Genomic DNA, 18,787 nt, shown 5'->3' with positions numbered 1-18,787 from the left:
AGAACCTATTATATGCAATGACCTAATCTACATCCTTTAATCTTCTCTTATCATAAGTACATTCATCCTCCGTACCAAAACCATGACCGTCTTCGATAATCGAGGAAACAGTCACATGAGTAGTGAGTGCAATTTTCCAATCTCCATTCTCACGGACCATTGCAATAAGAAAATAATTTGTCCCATCAATAAAGGACTGAGTTTGTTTATGTACTGTGTAGTTCACACCGACATAGTAGATTTTCTTATCCTTTGTAAAAAAATCCATATACTCACTTGGAACATAACTCAAGCCGTACTCATACGGTAGCTCTTTCCACATAACTAACTTCGCTTCCTTCAGATTATAAAGTCCTTTTTTCTCTCTAATATTATTTTCGTTTTCAAAAAATCCTTTTAATTCAACCCGTTGCTGCTCTATCCACCAATAGGGGGCTTCATCCCAGCGGTTGTGACTTACATCCTCGTAAAACTGGTGAATAACAGCTACTGGAGATAGGGTATCCTTTCCATATGCTATTTGGTAGGTCATGGCAAAAAAAAGTGCAATAAAAACCACCATCTTTGTATAAATAACCTCACTACCTTTCCTTTGTAGATCCAATTTGATCGATTTCCTTGAATGGAATCATATCAACTCTCTTATCATCGTCGTTATATAGCTGTATAAACTGTTCATCCATATTAAAAGAAAGGAGCCTTCCATATATTAGAGAGCGCCCAATCCTCTGCTTCATCGTCTCCACATAAATTAGTTCATTCGTGTTTATCCATGCTGAGAATTTTTTCTCCCATTGTTTCATAAGTTCCCTCTCTTGTTTGTTTTCGTTTTGATTAGTATAGACGAATATGAAAACAATATTTCATATGATTGAAAACCAACTAAATCACTTGGTATAATGAGCATAATAAGGAGGGATAGAATTGAATATACCGAAGCCTTTAGTCCAAATAAATCAATCATTCATTTTGATAACTGTTTTAATAAGCTTATTTTTCGGAAAACTATTATTACTTCTCCCTTTTGTAGCTGGAGTTATCACAGTAGTCACGAAACAAAATCCAGTTATGTTAATGGGCAAGGTGTTTCTAAAGAAACCATTTAATCAGTATAGACAAGAAGACCGTGAGCAGCAGCTATTTAATCAATGGATTGCAACAATCTGCCTGGGAATATCATTACTTGCGTTTACAATTAAATATACAGTGATTGGTTATATTTTCAGTGGAATGGTTATCATAGCTTCCGCGTTAGCATTAAGTGGTTATTGTATCGGATGTACCATTCGGTATCGATACTTAATGTGGAAACATCATCACGAGTTCAAATCAAAGTAAAACGTTCTTAATGGACGTTTTTTGTTTGCGAAAAGTAGAACAGGGAATAATGGTGAAAGTGGTTAAAAGTTGAAATGTATAAATTTTCCGTTATAATGAATAAGGCAAAACACTGGGAGATTAGACATAAATACATGAAGATCGGTCTATAACATTATGGAAAAGAATATACCTTAACTACTTGCAGTAGGCTTGTAAGACCGAAAGATTACTTTGACTCCCAAGCTAGCACCGTGAAAGACGAAAGTAAGATTTTATTTTAAGTTGATATAAAAGAAACAGGATGATGATAATGAAAAGAGCACGGATTATTTATAACCCAACGTCAGGAAGAGAATTATTCAAAAAACATTTACCTGAGGTTTTACAGAAAATGGAGATTGCTGGTTATGAGACATCATGTCATGCAACGACAGGTGCTGGTGACGCGACGAATGCTGCTCGCGATGCAGTAGAACGACAATTTGATGTTGTAATTGCCGCAGGTGGTGATGGAACGATTAATGAAGTGGTCAATGGTTTAGCAGAGCTAGAAAATCGTCCAAAGCTTGGGATCATCCCTGTAGGAACCACAAACGACTTCGCAAGGGCTCTTGGTGTACCGCGTACCATTGAGGAAGCGACCAACATTATATGCGAAGGTGCCACCCTTCCTATCGATTTAGGTAAGGTAAACGGACAATTCTTCATTAACATTGCAGGTGGTGGAAGGTTAACGGAGCTTACTTATGAAGTACCCAGCAAACTAAAAACGGTACTTGGACAATTAGCGTACTATTTAAAAGGAATGGAAATCTTACCTTCGATTAAACCGACCCATGTTGAAATTGAATATGATGGGAAGTTTTTTGAGGGAGAGATTATGCTATTTCTTGTATGTAACACAAATTCGGTCGGTGGTTTTGAAAAACTAGCACCTACTGCTTGTTTTAACGATGGAATGTTCGACCTTATCATCGTCAAGAAAACAAACTTAGCTGATATCGTGAGAATTGCATCACTAGCCCTTAAAGGTGATCACATGAACGACCCAGCTATCATCTATTCAAAAGCGAACCGTGTTAAAGTAAAGACAACTGAAAAAATGCAATTAAACCTAGACGGTGAATACGGCGGACTACTACCAGGTGAATTCATGAACTACTATCAACATTTAGATGTATTTGTATCCAACAGTAAAATCAATCAACTCTACTCATAAACAGACCATCCTTGGTCTGTTTTTTTTTTAGTGACAGTCACTTCCCGGTTTTTCTTGTTTCACAAAATATGTTTCACGGTTGTAGTTTTCCTGATAGATACTAAAAAGACATCCATAAAAGGGATGTCTTTTTAGTGGTTAATATTGGCCTTGCGGATAATATGGAGCTGGATACGTTTGTTGTGGATATGGTGCCGGATATGGATAAGGCGCTGGGTACGGATATGGAGCGGGATAAGCCCCAGGAGAAGCAGCTGCACCTAGTACTAAGCCAGTGGCAGTTCCTGCTGCAAATCCAGGATTATACCCCCATCCGTGATGCGGTCCCCAAGTTCCACCATGTCCCCATGTTGCATGTCCTGTCCCATGCCCCCAGCTTGCGTGTCCTCCGCCACCGTGTGGCCGATAATATGAAACCATTATTTTCACCTATCTTTCTTTAAACTTTCCTTATCATATGCAACTAGATTAAAAACGGTCTAACTTTTAACTAGTCCATACCACAAAAGTAATATGACGGTCATGTTTGAATTAGTTGAAGAAGCTTAAAAAGGAAGGCTTTGTTTTGTGTACGCTTCCTCTGAACAAAAAGCGAGTGGGAATATAAAAATTGTTTGACCAAAGAGGTAAAACACAAGGTATCGGTTTTTTTAGAAGGATGAGTCATTCGGAATTTATGACTAAGGATGTGACCGAATTCACTTATAATATGACTCTTAAATCAGCTATATTGTTTATGGAAAGCGAAGGGATAGTAAAAAAAGATGAGTAAGGAGAATCATGATGAATTTAATAAAATTTATAGTTAATCGAAAAATACTAGTTGGTTTATTATCGGTACTTGTCATCTTAGTGGGAAGCTATGCCGTATTCAAGTTAGATAAAGAATTAATGCCAGCAGTTTCTTTTGATAGTGCGTTTGTAGAAGTAAATGCAGGAGAAATGGCAGCAGTTGAAGTAGAGCAAACAATCACGAATCAGTTAGAACAACAAATTGCATCAATAGACGGCGTTGAAGAAGTTCAATCCACAACTGCAATAGGTAGAAGCTCGATATCAGTTACGTTTGAACGCGGGCGGGGTGATGAAGTATTTAAAGAGCTGGAATCTACAGTAAACTTGCTCACAGCTGATATGAACGGTGTAAAAGATGCCACGGCCTTTCAATTAAGCACAAGTGGGAATTATGAGTTTTTCCTTGATTTAGCCGGGGGAGAAGTCGAGGACATGACGTCATTTGCAGAGGAGATTTTGGAACCAAGATTAGAAGCATTGCCAGAGGTAAAAGATGTCCTACTATCTGGTAACCAAAAGCATGAAATGCTAATTGAGTTTGATAGAGAGAAGTTAATCAAAAATGGAATCGATATTTCGCATGTTATTGGTGCAATTCAACAAGGAAATGACGAAGCTACACTTGGAGAACTAAGTGGTGAAACTGATTCCCCTACCTTACGCTGGGATACGAAACTAGAAAGTGTTCAGGATGTGGAATCAATAAAAGTACCGATTCATACTGGTTTTATTGAAGTAAAAGATATAGCAGATGTATCAATTGAGAAGCAAGCGAGCTCGTCATTTGTTTGGAAGAATGGTTCAAAGGATATTATTTTTGTTCAAATTGCACGTACAGCTGATTTTACCCAGATTGATTTAGCGGAAGCGGTAAGGGCTGAGATTAAAAAGATTGATGAAGAGAACTTAATTACAGGGTTTGAGTTAACGGAAATTGTTTCACAAGCAGACTATGTAAAAGAATCAATTGATGGTGTAACTAGTAATATATTAATTGGTGGCGGGATTGCCGTTCTCATTCTGCTATTATTCTTACGAAATGTAAGAGCTACTCTGATTATTGGGTTATCCATTCCGACGTCTATTTTACTTACATTTGCTTCCATGTGGTATTTTGATTACAGCTTTAATATTTTGACCTTGATTGGTTTAGGTCTTGGTATTGGAATGATGGTAGACTCCTCGATTGTCATTCTAGAATCTATTTACCGAAAAAAAGTGCAAGGTCTGCAATCGTTTGATGCGGTTATAGAAGGTGTCAAGGAAGTAGCAACAGCTGTTATTGCTTCCATGTTAACGACTATTGTGGTGTTCTTGCCAATTGGTTTACTTGGTGGTGAAGCAGGATCGTTTATGATCATGCTATCAGTGGTTGTGGCGATAACCTTGATTAGCTCAGTCGTTGTATCGTTTACCCTCATACCTTCTTTAGCGGAGAAATTCTTGAAAGTAAACAGCAAAACATCTGTAAAAAAAGAAGGGAAAATTTCAAAAGCATATACAAGGTTAGTCGCTTGGTCAGTTAAGAAAAAACGAAACAGTCTGGCCGTCATTACATTATTTTTTGTTATACTTGTTGGTTCGACGTTTTTAGTTTCAAAAATTCCGATGATTATTATGCCTGATATGTTTAATCGTTTTGCACAGCTTTCAGTTGTGTTAGAAACAGGTGTACCTCTTGACGAAAAAGAAAAAATTATGATTGAAATGAACGAAGTCTTATCTACTATAAAAGACGTAGAATCAAACTATATTATGGATGATGGAAACCACTTTTCTCTTATTGTGAATATGACAAAGGGAGATGAAATTACGAGAGAACAAAAGGCAATCAATGAAGAAATTCTCAGCTCGTTACGTGGTTTGCAGGAAAACTATCCAATCAGGAGTGCGCATGATGCAATGGCAGGTGGTGGAGGCTACCCAGTACAGGTCACGATTAGTGGAAATGACTTTAATGTTCTACAGCAGCTAGCTCAGGATTTCAAGCAGGAACTGGAATCTATAGATGGAATTGTTCAAGTTTCAACTTCAATCGATCGTAAGTCACAACAACAACTAATTGAATTGAAGTCTGAAGACATTGAAGAAGCTGGACTCATTACACCTCAAATTAAACAGTATATCCAGCAAGCTTTTATGCAAATGCCAATTGCTGAGATGGCAGTCGAGAACGAAACACTTCCAATTGTAGTAAAGTGGAAGGAATCAACCACTTCAAAGAGTGACCTGTTAGGATTAAAGATTCCAACTATCACTGGTGAAAAAGAATTACGTAACTTTATAGAACTTAAAACGATTGAGACACCAAACGAAATATCGCACAAAGAAGGTGAGAGATACATCACAGTTTCTGCCGATATTAAGGGCCGAGATTTAGGGGCCATCAATCGAGATGTTCAAAAAATAATAGAGGATTTTCAAACACCTGTAAGTTATGATGTATCAACGGCGGGTGATTTAGAAACACAGCAACAATTAATGCAAGAAATGCTGCTTGTTTTAGGAATTGCGATTTTCTTGGTGTATCTTGTAATGGCTGTTCAGTTTAATAGCCTTTCCCAACCAATTATTGTCATGTCGGTTATCCCAATGACATTCGTAGGAGTTATTGGAGGACTATTTATTACCCAGCGGGAATTGAGTGTCATGTCGGGAATGGGGGTTGTCATGTTAATTGGCATTGTCTTAAACAACGCGATTCTATTGATTGACCGTACGAACCAGTTACGAAAAGAAGGGTATTCAGTCCAGGAGGCTCTCGTACAAGCGGGGAACGATCGGATCAGGCCGATTTTCATGACTACCTTAACAACCGTTGGCGGAATGTTACCACTAGCCTTAGCGACAGGAGGATCTGGTAACTACCAAGCTCCAATGGCAACAGTCATAATCTCTGGATTATTATTCTCAACACTAATCACCCTACTGTTAGTGCCAGTAGTATACCGTTTATTCTCATCCGTCTCGAACATTGGAAAGAAAAAACGAAAAAGAGTATCAGAAGAAGTAGCTGAAGAGGTAGCATAAAACCCAAACCAATCCAACCCGACTAGTAGAAGGGTTGGATTTTTTTTCGACAAGTGACAGTCACCACCCGGTTTTTCTTGTTTCACACGTTTGTTTCACAGGATCATTAGAAATCGAATGGCTATGTGTGGTACAATCATGGCAGTCAATTTAACGGAAAAGGAAGACGAAACGTATATGGCAAAAGGAACGGTACCTGTTCAAAAAAATGAAATGTATGAGGTAACCTTTGAGGACCTGACTCATGACGGTGCAGGAGTGGCAAAGATAAATGGATACCCTATTTTTGTCCCTGGAGCTCTACCAGGAGAAAAAGGGACGGTCAAAGTAATAAAAATAAACAAAGGGTACGCATTTGGGCGTTTAATGGAGCTTGAGGTAGAAAGTGAATTTCGAGTAGAGCCGGATTGTCCTATTTATCATAAATGCGGGGGTTGTCAGCTGCAGCATATGAGTTATGAAGGTCAGCTATTGGCGAAGAAAAAGCAAGTTGAAGGTGTTCTTTCTAGAATTGGAAAGCTGGATAACGTAATGGTGCATAATGTGTTGGGAATGGCCGAACCTTGGCGTTATCGTAATAAGGCTCAAGTGCCTGTTGGTGAAAGAGAAGGAGGTCTAGTAGCTGGATTTTATCAACAAAGGTCACATGACATTATTGATATGGACAAATGTCTTATTCAAGAACAACTAAATGATGAGATCGTACAAGCAGTTAAGGGGATTTTTGAAAAGTATGGCGTTCGAGCTTACAATGAAGAGCGTCACACTGGAACCTTGCGCCACATTATGGCTCGCTACGGACAAGTAACAGAAGAGGCGATGATTGTTCTTGTCACAAAAGAAGAGAAACTACCTAACAAAAGTCAGATGATTCAGGAAATAGTGGATATTTCCCCGAAAATAAAATCTGTCGTTCAAAATATAAATGCAAAAAGAACGAATGTCATATTAGGTGATAAGACGAAAGTCCTTTACGGAGAAGAATATATCCATGATTATATCGGTGATATCAAGTTCGCCATTTCGGCAAAGTCTTTTTACCAAGTAAATCCGAAGCAAACGAAAGTCCTTTACGATAAGACGCTCGAATTTGCCAGCTTAAATGGAAGTGAGACCGTTATTGATGCGTATTGCGGGATTGGGACCATCTCTTTGTTTTTAGCACAGAGAGCCAAACACGTATATGGAGTAGAAATTGTTCCAGAGGCCATTTCTGATGCTAAACGTAATGCTAGATTGAACGGAATCGAAAATGTGGAATTTGCAGTTGGTGAGGCAGAAAAGGTGATTCCATGGTGGTATGCACAAGGAATTCATGCGGACGTTCTTGTGGTCGATCCACCTCGTAAAGGATGTGACGAGACATTATTAGACACGATTATTAAAATGAAACCGAAGAAGGTTGTGTATGTATCTTGTAATCCGGCAACCTTGGCAAGAGATTTACGGGTACTTGAAGATGGTGGTTTTAAAACGATAGAGGTACAACCAGTAGATATGTTTCCGCACACAACACACTGTGAGGCAGTTGCAAAGTTAGTTTTACAATAGATTACAGGGACCAGTTAGGTCTCTGTTTTTCTTTTAAAGTAGAAGTTTCTAGTGCTTAGTTTTTACAATGTTACTGTAAAATCCAGCTCCAACGCCCAGCCAAGAAAAATAGCGACAATCTTTGCCATTGCATCCTACTCGAGGTCAAATAACCTGTCATGACCTTTATTTCATGACAGGTTATTTGCTTGTCATGGCTAAACGGGGCGCTCCGAGCCTTTTGTTCAGGAAAACCAACCGCGCTGGATTGTTAACTTGCCGATTAAAAAATGGTGAAGGTTTGTACATTACTAGAAGTTATAGAGCAAACTTAAAATGAAAATGGACGATTCTTTACGCAACATGACAAAAATGTCACATTAGATGTTGTTATATCGATGGTTGATGGGCAATTCAGTCGGTATAGTAGAGTTGTGAAGGAGGATGGAACAATGTCTAAAGTTATCCAAACAAAGAACCTATCGAAATCTTACGGTAAAACACAAGTATTAAAAAATATTGATTTAACAATTGAAGAAGGCGAATTCACAGCGATTATGGGGCCATCTGGATCTGGGAAAACAACATTAATGAATACCCTTGGGGCGATTGATGCCTTTAACGGCGGGGATGTATGGATTGAAGGGAAATTGCTGTTAGATTTGAAAAAGAAAGCATTACGAGAATTTCGTCAAAAGCGAATGGGATTTATCTTTCAAGATTATAACTTGCTGGATACATTGACGGTTAAGGAAAATATCCTGCTTCCGCTCTCGTTACAAAAAACACCTGCCCTTGAAATGGAGCAGAGGCTAGCGAAATTAGTTGAAGCATTAAATATTGAATCGATTATACATCAATATCCGTCTGAAATTTCTGGAGGACAAAAGCAGCGAACGGCTGCAGCGCGGGCACTTATTACCAATCCAGCGATTGTGTTTGCTGATGAACCGACGGGTGCACTTGATTCTAGGTCTGCTACCCAGCTACTTGAACAAATTCAATTACTCAATAGTACGTTAAAAACAACGATTCTGATGATTACTCACGATCCGTATGCTGCAAGCTACTGCCGGCGCGTTATTTTTCTCCGCGACGGAAAAATCGTCAATGAAATGTTTAAAGGTGAACAATCCGAAAAAGAATTCTTTGACCGAATCCTGACGATCCAAAGTGTTATAGGGGGCGAAAGGCGATGAGCTTAGTTGATTTATCATGGAGGAATGTGAGGCGGAATTTCCGTTTGTATACCATATATTTCATTTCCATGCTTGTCGGGGTTGTCATTTACTTTACCTTTTCCAGTTTAATGTATAACGAGGACGTAGTTACAGCCATTCAAAATAAAGATAACTACGGAAAGATTATTTTCATTGCCTCGATTATCGTCTTTCTGTTTATTGTGTTCTTTATCTTGTACGCGAACTCATTTTTTATGAAACAGCGGAAAAAAGAATTTGGTATGTATCTACTTTACGGGATGAAAGAAAGACAAGTTGCCACAATGGTCTTTTTTGAAACGTTATTTCTAAGCGCCATTTCTGTATCCAGCGGTATATTAATTGGTGGATTCCTATCGAAATTTTTCGGTATGGTATTAATGAACTTAATGAACTACAATGACGATATTTCTTTTGCTTTTCCACAAGAAGCAATCATCTCAACCATTTTGTTATTCACTTTGTTAATCGGTATTATTACAATTCAAAGTTATTTAAACGTACGTCGTGTGCAGTTAGTTGAATTGTTTCATGCAAAAGAAAAAATGGACAAACCACTTAAATTTTCCATGCCTTTTGCGATATTGTCCATCCTATTGATTGTGATGTCGTACTATACGATTACCATAGCAGGAGATACAAACATATGGAACGATTATTTTAAAGAAGCATTAATTGCTACTACAGTGTCATTGATTGTTGGAACATATTTATTTTTCCGCCAGTTTTCGGGATGGGTTTTACAAAAAATGAGTCAAAGTAAAAATTACTTTAAAGGTAACAAAATGTTATGGGTTTCCTCTCTTCGTTTTTCTATCCGAGGAAATACAGTAAACTTTACATTTAATTCACTGATCAGTGCTATTGTCATCTTTGCAGTTGGATTTATTGCCGTAGATTATGCTATGAAAGGTGAAGTAGTGAAAAAAGAGTTTCCAAACCATTTTGCTTTTTCGACTCAAGATGATGAAACACAAAAACATATTGACAAAATGATGAATGAATCACATCCAATTATTGGTCATGAAACCATTACGGGGATTCAAACAGAAAAAATCTCAAACAGAAAAACGTTTTTTAGCTATCCCGAATATTACACAGAAGAGTTTTACCTATTTCCAGAGTCACAATTAAATGCAATTGTTGATTTACGTGGAGTTGGTGAAAAAGTAGATGTAGAAGGTGTAGAAGCCATTGTTTTAACAAGGGGAATTGATGAACCGACAAAATATGAAAGTCATCAGCCTGAAATTACGGTTTTAGATGATAACACTTTTCATGTAGTCGAAAAGATACGATATCCGTTGTTAAGTATCCCAACAAATCCGGGTGGAGATACGGGTCCTCAACCTTCTGTACTCGTTATTTCAGATGAAGCTTTTGAGCACGTAAAAGAAAATCGTACGCTATCTTCCTTTGAAATTTATCAAATCAAAGATCCGAAAACATCTAATGATGTATCACGAAAAATATACGATATTGTTATGAAAACAGAAGGAGCATATTATTCAGCCTATATAGATATGTATTCCATTGATACTGAGTCGTCCTCTTTAATATTGTTCTCCGTTGCGTTTTTTGCAGTCATTGCATTGTTTGCGTTAGGAAGTGTTATATACTTTAAACAGCTCCGCGAGGCTACAGAAGAGCGAGAACACTACGCAATTTTGCGGAAAATTGGTGTTGGTGACAAGGAAATAAAAAGGATTATTCGGAAACAATTGTTGTTCGTATTTTTACCTCCACTAATACTTGGATTGTTACACAGTTGGTATCTTTTATACTACACTGTCATACTAGTAATAAAGGATTTGCCATCCTTAACGACAATTATATTTTCTGTGATGGGATTATACGTGTTAACCTATCTAATTTTTTATGTATCATCAACATCTATTTACTACAAAATTATCAACGAAAAAAACAGAAGGTGAGTTTACTCACCTTCTGTTTTTTGTAGTGTTAAATACGGATCAAAATCCTTTGGAAAATGAATAATGAATTGAGTAAATTCACCGGCCTCGGACGTGCAGGTAATATAATGGCCAAGTTTGTTCGATAAAGCTTGAGCTAAATACAACCCCATTCCTGTCGACTTCGAATAGATGCGTCCTGTTTCTCCGGTAAACCCTCGGTTAAAAAGGCGCGGTACGTCCTTTTGACTTATCCCAATCCCATTGTCCCAAAATATCAGCTGTTTTTCTTGCGGTGTTTCGAGTGCAGAAATGGTAATCCCCCCACCCGGCTCTGTATATTTTAAACTATTCGTTAATAACTGGTTGATAATAAACTGCAGCCACTTTGGATCACTTTGGATCTCGAGTGAAGCTTCCTGAATAGTAATTCGGATTTTTTTAGAAAAAAAAGTTCTCGAATGAGACTTTACAATCTCCTTCGAAATCTGGATAACGTCACAATTTTGAATATCATAATCCTGGTTAAAGCTATCTAGCTTGGCGTAATAGAGAGCTTGATCGACGTAATTTTCAATCTTCGTAATCTCTTCCCTTAAACTACCCGAGTCCATATCGGTTTGCTGCAGTAAGCGAAGAACCGCAATCGGCGTTTTGATTTCATGGAACCAGGAAACGATAAAATCATAATGCTCATTCTGCCTATCTTGAATCCGATTCATTTCACGAATATGCTGATTTTTCAGCTCATCGATGTGCGCTCCCTTATATTCTCCTTCCAGTGATAAAGAGTCATGATCTTCATCTTTTTTCATATGTCGGATTACACGTACATGTTGCTGATACCGAAATAGCAAAAAACCGAGCAACACAATCGAAGACAGGGTGAAGGCATAGAAAAATGTCCCCCATGCCCATTCGCCATTACGATCAACAAAAAATACCGCGGCAGTGATGAGAAAACTAGTTAAATACAGAAAAATATAATTCTTTTCATAGGTTAGAAAGCGAAGGAAGGTCATTCGATCAAATACCCCATTCCTTTCCGTGTGACAATAAACTCCTCTAGTCCAAGTGCTGTAATTTTCCTGCGCATCCGGTTCACGTTTACGGTAAGTGTGTTATCATCGACGAACTGTTCTTCATTCCATAGTGCCTGCATTAAGTCCTCGCGTGAAACAATTTTCCCGATATTCCGCATCATTACTTGTAAAAGGATGAATTCATTCCGACTTAACTCAGTTATTTGCCCATTATATTCAATACTTGAATTGGTTACATGTAATTTCAAGCCTCTGTGGATCAATCTGATATTCTCATCTTCCTGATAGGTATACTTCCGGCGAATGAGCGCACTGATTTTTGCGACAAGAATATCCAATTCAAATGGCTTCTGGATAAAATCATCCCCACCCATATTAATCGCCATAATGATATCCATATTCTGATTTCTGGAGGATAGGAATATAATCGGCACTTTCGAAACAGAGCGAATTTGCTGGCACCAATAGTATCCATCAAAAACCGGAAGATTGATATCTAATAGAAGAAGGTGTGGATTTGTCTGCTCAAATTCCGTTAGCACCTGGTCAAATTGGGTTACTTCCACCACATCATACTTCCACTTTTTCAACGTATCAGTGACAATTCGTCTTATTGTTTCATCGTCCTCAATCATCATTATTCTATACATGTAATCCCTCATCATTTTAATAGTGGTCACTTCATATATTTTAGCACAAACTTTTTACGATTTTTAATAAGCAAGAATTGAGTGAAAGGAACTTCTATAGATAGAAGTGAAGTAGAATTACACTCTATTATGGAGTATAAACTTGAATAAGGTGTATCCATATCCTCCGCCATAAGGCGCGATTGTGGAAAAGGTTCTTATTAACGGCTAATGATTCTAGTAATTGAACGTATACACTACTACACTATATCTGTGATTACCAATTAAGTCATTGTGAGGCATTAGTAAAGTTACTATTAAAATTGTAACGATTTGGTTAATTTGTAATTTAATACAAAACATTGTAGAAATTACCTGAATATTGAATTAGAATAGATAGTAATAAAAATAAGAGCCTTAAAGGTAGGATTCATGAAAGTAAAGATTATTCACGAGAGAATGAATGACTTGGTTGAATGATAACTTCAACAACAAATAAATACATATGAGAAACGACTGCCATTTGTATACGTAATGTGAGTCGTTTTTTATATTTATTTATCGTAAATATAATATTTTCACATTGTGGATAATGGATTGGTAAGCTTATTCCTGCCTCAGCGCCTATTATTTAAGAAAGAATATTCTCCAATATAAGCCTCTAGACTTATATAAAAATATAGCTCAAGTACATTAATTGTATATGGGTATTACTGTAAGATGAACACATAAAGTATTATATAGGATTATTAATGAAGCTAGAGCTTCCGAATTTATAGATTCTATTAATAAGAACTTCATAAATTCTTAAGGTTTTCATTAAGAGTATCTTAACTTTTGCTCTTTATAATAGAAGCATACTATAAGGAGACAGAATCATGTTAACGAATCAGCCAACCATCCTATATGGTTAACTACTGAAAAGAGGTGCTTTTCGATTGAAGAAAATATTATTTTTTCCATTGCTAGATAGTTTGCCTTCGGGCCATCATCAAGTTGCAAATTCTGTTATGAATTATGTTTCCTCAAGATCCACAGACATTCAATGTAAAAAGATCGACTTACTAAATAGATGGAACCCACACCTGGAATCGATGATTACGAAAACGTATTTGGGGTGGATTCAGAAGTTTCCAGAATCCTATGCGTGGATTTATAGAAAGCTTGCGTATAAATCGAAGCAAAATCGTTCTTATAAACACTATGAAATGCTATTTCAGCATAAGATGGAAGAGATTATTATGGAAGAAAAGCCGGATTTGATTATTTGTACCCATGCTTTTCCATCTTACTTATTGAACCGTCTTAAACAATATGGTGCTTGCGATGTTCCAGTTGTGAATATATATACTGACTTTTTCGTAAATGATGTATGGGGGAAGGAAATGATTGAATATCACTTTGTCTCCGATATCAGGATGAAAAATCAATTAATGGAGGAGTTTCACATACCTGCAAATAAAATAAAGGTTACCGGTATCCCTGTAGACGAGAGTTTTTCTAGTCCATCTTCTAGAAAGAAAGAAGAACATCCGATTACGATCCTTCTCTCGGGCGGTAGCGCAGGGCTTGGGAACATTATGGAGCTTTTGACAAAGGTCAAAAAAGATGGACAGTTAACGTTTAAAGTGTTGTGCGGTAATAATCATTCGTTATTTCAAGAAGTGTCTAACTTGAATAATCCTAATATTCAACCCTTACCTTATATTTCTTCCAGATCGGAAATGAATAAATGGTATGACCTGGCAGATGCTATTATTACGAAGCCAGGGGGAGTAACAATTAGTGAATCCTTAAAAAAGAAGGTGCCCATTTTTATTCATTCCGTACTTCCAGGGCAGGAGGAAATCAACTTGCAATATCTTAGAAAACAAGGTCTTGTCTTTACGATTAGAGATACAATAGAGCTGCTAGATTTGTTATCAAATAAACAAGTCATGAAAGAGTATGAGCAATCATTATATCGATATAGGAATACACAAGATTTCCAAGACCCAGAGGAAATTTTTATATTTCTCGAGTCTCTTGTTAATAAACGTGATCAAAGACGACAAATAAACCAAATCATTGAAAAGAAGATGATGAAGATAATGGGAGGAGTTTCGGGTGATTGAAGCCATCTTACACTGGTTAGAAAACATCGGGTTGCTTGGACTCTTTGCAGCGATGTTTTTAGAAGGCTCATCCCTACCATTTCCAGGAATAGCGGTTGTGTTAGCTTACGGATATATTCTTCCGATTAACTATTGGAATACAGTATGGGTAGCTGCTGGAATGAGCTTTTTTTATTGTTTGGCAAGTTTAATCCCTTATGTTATTGGTAGTAAGCTTGAAGGACTATTAACAAAACGTAAAGGGTTTCAAAAGGCAAAAAACCTTTTTGTTCGTTATGGTATGTGGAGCGTAGCTCTTACGCGCCCATTTGGGCTTGGGAACTATATTTCTTATGTAGCAGGGGTGAGTAAGATGAAACTTATTCCCTACATCGCTCTAACATTTATTGGGATTTATCCTTGGTCTTACGTGATGCTACTATTAGGAAATTATTTTAATGGTAGCTATGAAGCTTTTATGGCTTTTTACGAAAACCACAGTGTGTATGTGTATACAGCAGGTGGAATTTTCATAGGGATGTTATGTCTATTTTTCATGATGAAAAATAAGCGGAATCGGGTAAAAACGCGAATTATGGAAGGAGGGAACGATGGTGCTTGAGACGGGAGTATCGTTAGGGGGCGGTTGCTTGCGAGGAGTCGCCCACATCGGAGCTATGAAGGAAATGCTTAGACAGGATATCAATATTACACATGTAGCAGGTACAAGTGCAGGGGCTGTAATAGGAGGACTTTATGCAAGTGGACTACACCCAGATCGAATGGTAGATGCTCTTGAGGCACTATCGATTCGTAAGCATTTGGATATTGGTTTTAACCGAAAAGGTTTGTTAAAAGGAGACCGAATCTATCAGACTTTACTTCAACTGACGGAAGGAAAGTATTTCTCAGATCTTACTATACCGTTTGCAGTTGTTTGTGTAGATTTACATTCTAGAAAACTAACAATCATTAAGGAGGGAGAGGTAGCAAAAGCGTTACGTGCTTCAATTGCGGTCCCAGGTGTATTCTTGCCAGTTGAAATGGGCGGGAAATTGCTTGTGGACGGTTATATATTAAATAATAACCCAGCTGATGTTGTAAAAGAAATGGGGGCAAAACATGTGACGGCTGTCAGAGTGATAAGCTCCAATAAACAAAATCAAACACCTACAACGCTCATTTCTTCCTTATACCGGTATATGGATATTGCCAGTCATACACACACTGACCAGCTTATAAAAAAACATGCAGATATCATTATGGATATTGATTTGCTTAATGTCGGAAGATTTGAACCGAAGTCCTTACCTACTGTCATAAGATTAGGTCAGGAAGAAGCAAGGAAAGCTTTAGCAAAAGAAAAGAATAAAGAGCTTGTTGGGAACGTTGTTTATATGGATCAATGGCTAAGGAGGACTTCTATTTAATTTGCTGTTATTATTAATTGTAAATAAATAGAAGCTTTGAAAAGTGGTGATTTAAATGGTAATGGAGTTTAGGAAATCAATTGATCAACTGTCTAGTAGTGAAGCTAAAACATTGTTATTAAACATGACCCTAAGAATGCAAGTGCTTTTGAAGTCAAAAGACCAAAAAGAACTCAAGGATTTACAAGAATTATACAATGATTTGGTTCAGTATCACAATTTGAGAAAAAAACCACAGCGAGATTATCATACCGTTCACATTGTAAGTAGTGAATCAATTGCGGGTGGTCTTAGAGTGGGATTAAGTTCTAAACATAAAGTGATTGGTTTTCCTGATTTTTTTACAATAGGACCAATATGGGATCTTCATAAAGAAGAAGGGTTTCAAAACCGCTATCAATGGTTAAAGGACCATATCAATTTCCCAAGGGATTATTTAGAAGAAGAATATGAGTATAATTTTCGTCATGCTCTTGAAGAAATTCAAGCCATTCCTGAACATTTTCCGATCGTGATATGGACCTCTCAAAACCCTGGAGAACAGACAGGACTAAGATTCTTTCTCCATTTGTTAAAGAAAAAAGAGAATCGTATATTTGTTATCAATACATCTTTAGCGTACCAAGAACTTTTCAATACAAAAGACACAAAGTATTTAATCCATCATACTGGAGAGGTACATCCAGATAAATTGAGGATGATTTTTGAACAGAATAGAGCTCCTTTGAGTAATCATAAAAAAGATAAATTGGAGTTAGAGTGGAACGAATTATGTAAAAGCCAAGAGGTCTTACGTATTTTAAATAATGATATCATTACTGGTATCTCGGAAAATTATTATGATCCTCATATAGTTACTACCGCTAAAAGGCTTCAGCAAATAAAAGGGAACCAAGAATTTATAAATGCAGCCAGAATCATTGGTGAGGTTTATGGACAAATGGAAAGGGCTATTGATGACGAATTTTTAGAATACAGGCTTAGAAGTCTTGTTTATAAGGGAGTTTTTGAAATTAAAGGAGTCCCAAAAGGTATGAGATATTATAAGGTGCGATTAAAGTAGCTATGACGTTAATCGTATACTATTGTAAAAAAGCGATTATCTCTGTAATCGCTTTTTCTCGTATGTTAAGAAAGTATTAGTTTCTGGTGTTTAGTTTATACAAATGTTATTGCTAAATCCAGCTCAAGCACCCAGCCAAGATGAAATGGCGACGATCTTTGCCATTTCATCCTACTTGAGGGAAAAAGAAAAATCACTTTTTCCTTGGTCAAATAACCTGTCATGAATAAAAGGGAGAATTTGCTCTGCCTTAGGCTAAACGAACGGGCGCCCTGAGCCTTTTGTTCTTGAATGAAAACCCATTTACCTCTCCTTTCCTGTTATCTTGTTAGTTTAAATAATGTGAAAGTAGATATTGACAATGTGAAAGTAAGTAAGTAAAATAAACGGTGCATTCATTGATAATTATTATCAGTCTATACATATTTTTTTTGAGGGATAATGAGAATGAATTTCAAAATCAAAACGGAGGAGAGACTATCATGAATAAAAAGCTATCATTTTTATTAACATTAGTAGCCATGTTGACATTTGCCATCATCTTGTCAGGGTGTGGTACAAGTCAAACGACAAGTGATCAATCCCAAAAGGAAGAAGAACAAGTGGATGAGAACACGGATCAAGACACACAAGGTACAAGGGTTATTACACATGAAATGGGAGAAACCGAAATTACTGGAACACCGACACGTGTCGTTGTGCTTGAATTCTCTTTTGTTGATGCCTTAGCTTCTTTAGGGATTACTCCTGTCGGAATTGCTGATGATGGGGACTCTGAGCGAATAATCGGTCCAATTGCTGAGCAAATTGGAGAATACACGTCAGTTGGTGCAAGAAAAGAACCAAGTTTAGAGATTATTGCTAGCTTAAAGCCGGATTTAATTATTGCTGATTTAAAACGTCATAAAGACTCTTATGAGGAATTTTCAAAAATTGCGCCAACCATTGTATTATCTAGCTTAAGTGCAGATTACAAACAAAATATAGAAGCATTTCCAGTCATTGCAGAAGCGTTAGGGGCTACTGAACAAGCTGAAGCACGACTGGCAAAACATGAAGAAATGATTAACGAACTTAAAGTAAAAATACCAGCGGATGAATCCCGTACATTCTTACCAGCAGTTGTAACGGAAACGGGGTTCCATGCTCATTCATCAACTTCCTATACGGGTTCTTTACTTGAGACATTAGGATTTAAAAATGCTATTCAAGGTACAGGTGTTGAAGATGCTACGAATAAAATCGATTTAGAAACTTTAATTGAGCATAATCCAGATATTTTATTTTTGATGACATCTGGTGGGGAAACGATCGTGAATGAATGGAAACAAAATCCATTATGGCAAGAAATCAATGCTGTAAAAAATGGCAATGTGTACGAGGTTGATCAAAATGAATGGTCACGCTTCCGTGGGTTAATTGCTGCAGAATTAATTGTAGAGGATACTATTCATCATTTATATAGCGAATAAATACGTTTTCACATCAAATGGAAAAAAGCG

At 37.1% G+C, this 18,787-nt stretch carries 16 protein-coding genes; 11 read left to right on the top strand and 5 right to left on the bottom strand.

Features of this window, described 5'->3' with window-relative positions; all coding sequences use genetic code 11:
• Window positions 1-22: 22 nt before the first annotated feature.
• Together ACFSCX_RS15195 and ACFSCX_RS15190 are read right to left on the bottom strand one after the other, a co-directional pair.
• Window positions 23-604 (bottom strand): hypothetical protein, encoded by a 582-nt coding sequence (locus ACFSCX_RS15195; protein ID WP_377929099.1) that lies wholly within the window; start codon window positions 602-604, stop codon window positions 23-25.
• Window positions 582-803 (bottom strand): hypothetical protein, encoded by a 222-nt coding sequence (locus ACFSCX_RS15190; RefSeq protein WP_377929098.1) that lies wholly within the window; start codon window positions 801-803, stop codon window positions 582-584. The genes ACFSCX_RS15195 and ACFSCX_RS15190 overlap by 23 nt, the downstream gene beginning before the upstream one ends.
• Window positions 804-924: 121 nt before the next feature.
• Here ACFSCX_RS15190 and ACFSCX_RS15185 point away from each other — a divergent pair, with 121 nt between their 5' ends.
• Window positions 925-1,338: a DUF4395 domain-containing protein gene (locus ACFSCX_RS15185; RefSeq protein ID WP_377929097.1), complete on the top strand. Its 414-nt coding sequence runs from the start codon at window positions 925-927 to the stop codon at window positions 1,336-1,338.
• Window positions 1,339-1,630: 292 nt separating this feature from the next.
• Complete coding sequence (locus ACFSCX_RS15180) at window positions 1,631-2,539, top strand: diacylglycerol kinase (RefSeq protein ID WP_377929096.1); 909 nt, start codon at window positions 1,631-1,633, stop codon at window positions 2,537-2,539.
• Between the two features lie 138 nt (window positions 2,540-2,677).
• Here ACFSCX_RS15180 and ACFSCX_RS15175 read toward each other — a convergent pair whose 3' ends face one another.
• The gene (locus ACFSCX_RS15175; RefSeq protein ID WP_377929095.1) at window positions 2,678-2,959 is read right to left on the bottom strand and encodes a hypothetical protein; all 282 of its coding nucleotides are present in this window, start codon (window positions 2,957-2,959) and stop codon (window positions 2,678-2,680) included.
• A gap of 363 nt (window positions 2,960-3,322) precedes the next feature.
• On the opposite strand from ACFSCX_RS15175, the gene ACFSCX_RS15170 reads away from it, so the two are divergent.
• The 4 genes from ACFSCX_RS15170 (at window position 3,323) to ACFSCX_RS15155 (ending at window position 11,048) form a co-directional block, all read left to right on the top strand.
• Window positions 3,323-6,364, top strand: a complete 3,042-nt coding sequence (locus ACFSCX_RS15170) for an efflux RND transporter permease subunit (protein ID WP_377929094.1) — start codon at window positions 3,323-3,325, stop codon at window positions 6,362-6,364.
• Between the two features lie 177 nt (window positions 6,365-6,541).
• Window positions 6,542-7,915 carry a 23S rRNA (uracil(1939)-C(5))-methyltransferase RlmD gene (rlmD, locus tag ACFSCX_RS15165; RefSeq protein WP_377929147.1) on the top strand — a complete coding sequence of 458 codons (1,374 nt, stop codon included), beginning with the start codon at window positions 6,542-6,544 and terminating at the stop codon, window positions 7,913-7,915.
• Between the two features lie 431 nt (window positions 7,916-8,346).
• Window positions 8,347-9,093 carry an ABC transporter ATP-binding protein gene (locus ACFSCX_RS15160; RefSeq protein ID WP_377929093.1) on the top strand — a complete coding sequence of 249 codons (747 nt, stop codon included), beginning with the start codon at window positions 8,347-8,349 and terminating at the stop codon, window positions 9,091-9,093.
• The gene (locus ACFSCX_RS15155) at window positions 9,090-11,048 is read left to right on the top strand and encodes an FtsX-like permease family protein (RefSeq protein ID WP_377929092.1); all 1,959 of its coding nucleotides are present in this window, start codon (window positions 9,090-9,092) and stop codon (window positions 11,046-11,048) included. Before ACFSCX_RS15160 ends, ACFSCX_RS15155 begins: the two co-directional genes overlap by 4 nt.
• 2 nt (window positions 11,049-11,050) lie before the next feature.
• Here ACFSCX_RS15155 and ACFSCX_RS15150 read toward each other — a convergent pair whose 3' ends face one another.
• Together ACFSCX_RS15150 and ACFSCX_RS15145 are read right to left on the bottom strand one after the other, a co-directional pair.
• Window positions 11,051-12,049, bottom strand: coding sequence for a sensor histidine kinase (locus ACFSCX_RS15150; RefSeq protein ID WP_377929091.1), 999 nt, complete (start codon window positions 12,047-12,049; stop codon window positions 11,051-11,053).
• The gene (locus tag ACFSCX_RS15145) at window positions 12,046-12,720 is read right to left on the bottom strand and encodes a response regulator transcription factor (protein WP_377929090.1); all 675 of its coding nucleotides are present in this window, start codon (window positions 12,718-12,720) and stop codon (window positions 12,046-12,048) included. Before ACFSCX_RS15145 ends, ACFSCX_RS15150 begins: the two co-directional genes overlap by 4 nt.
• Before the next feature lie 917 nt (window positions 12,721-13,637).
• Between ACFSCX_RS15145 and ACFSCX_RS15140 the strand changes: the two genes are divergently transcribed.
• From ACFSCX_RS15140 to ACFSCX_RS15120, 5 genes are all read left to right on the top strand, one after another.
• Complete coding sequence (locus tag ACFSCX_RS15140; protein WP_377929089.1) at window positions 13,638-14,813, top strand: MGDG synthase family glycosyltransferase; 1,176 nt, start codon at window positions 13,638-13,640, stop codon at window positions 14,811-14,813.
• On the top strand, window positions 14,806-15,414 hold the full coding sequence (locus ACFSCX_RS15135; RefSeq protein ID WP_377929088.1) for a DedA family protein: 609 nt from the start codon (window positions 14,806-14,808) through the stop codon (window positions 15,412-15,414). Before ACFSCX_RS15140 ends, ACFSCX_RS15135 begins: the two co-directional genes overlap by 8 nt.
• Window positions 15,404-16,222 (top strand): patatin-like phospholipase family protein, encoded by an 819-nt coding sequence (locus ACFSCX_RS15130; protein ID WP_377929087.1) that lies wholly within the window; start codon window positions 15,404-15,406, stop codon window positions 16,220-16,222. The genes ACFSCX_RS15135 and ACFSCX_RS15130 overlap by 11 nt, the downstream gene beginning before the upstream one ends.
• Before the next feature lie 55 nt (window positions 16,223-16,277).
• Window positions 16,278-17,285, top strand: coding sequence for a DUF1835 domain-containing protein (locus ACFSCX_RS15125; protein WP_377929086.1), 1,008 nt, complete (start codon window positions 16,278-16,280; stop codon window positions 17,283-17,285).
• Window positions 17,286-17,767: 482 nt separating this feature from the next.
• Entirely contained in the window at window positions 17,768-18,757 is a 990-nt protein-coding gene (locus ACFSCX_RS15120) for an ABC transporter substrate-binding protein (RefSeq protein ID WP_377929085.1), read from the top strand.
• The last annotated feature ends 30 nt before the right edge of the window (window positions 18,758-18,787 follow it).

The sequence above is a fragment of the Bacillus salitolerans genome (assembly GCF_042680805.1).
In the GTDB taxonomy this organism is placed as follows: domain Bacteria; phylum Bacillota; class Bacilli; order Bacillales; family SA4; genus Bacillus_CJ; species Bacillus_CJ salitolerans.
The sequence above is the reverse complement of the archived record's forward strand: the minus strand, read 5'-3'. Positions and strand labels throughout refer to the sequence as shown.

Bases quoted from the DNA above. Each gene is read 5' to 3' on its own strand.
- ACFSCX_RS15120 (WP_377929085.1), top strand. From the start codon at position 17,768: ATGAATAAAAAGCTATCATTTTTATTAACATTAGTAGCCATGTTGACA.
- ACFSCX_RS15160 (WP_377929093.1), top strand. From the start codon at position 8,347: ATGTCTAAAGTTATCCAAACAAAGAACCTATCGAAATCTTACGGTAAA.
- rlmD (WP_377929147.1), top strand. From the start codon at position 6,542: ATGGCAAAAGGAACGGTACCTGTTCAAAAAAATGAAATGTATGAGGTA.
- ACFSCX_RS15130 (WP_377929087.1), top strand. From the start codon at position 15,404: ATGGTGCTTGAGACGGGAGTATCGTTAGGGGGCGGTTGCTTGCGAGGA.
- ACFSCX_RS15170 (WP_377929094.1), top strand. From the start codon at position 3,323: ATGAATTTAATAAAATTTATAGTTAATCGAAAAATACTAGTTGGTTTA.
- ACFSCX_RS15180 (WP_377929096.1), top strand. From the start codon at position 1,631: ATGAAAAGAGCACGGATTATTTATAACCCAACGTCAGGAAGAGAATTA.
- ACFSCX_RS15145 (WP_377929090.1), bottom strand. From the start codon at position 12,720: ATGTATAGAATAATGATGATTGAGGACGATGAAACAATAAGACGAATT.
- ACFSCX_RS15155 (WP_377929092.1), top strand. From the start codon at position 9,090: ATGAGCTTAGTTGATTTATCATGGAGGAATGTGAGGCGGAATTTCCGT.
- ACFSCX_RS15175 (WP_377929095.1), bottom strand. From the start codon at position 2,959: ATGGTTTCATATTATCGGCCACACGGTGGCGGAGGACACGCAAGCTGG.
- ACFSCX_RS15150 (WP_377929091.1), bottom strand. From the start codon at position 12,049: ATGACCTTCCTTCGCTTTCTAACCTATGAAAAGAATTATATTTTTCTG.
- ACFSCX_RS15190 (WP_377929098.1), bottom strand. From the start codon at position 803: ATGAAACAATGGGAGAAAAAATTCTCAGCATGGATAAACACGAATGAA.
- ACFSCX_RS15125 (WP_377929086.1), top strand. From the start codon at position 16,278: ATGGTAATGGAGTTTAGGAAATCAATTGATCAACTGTCTAGTAGTGAA.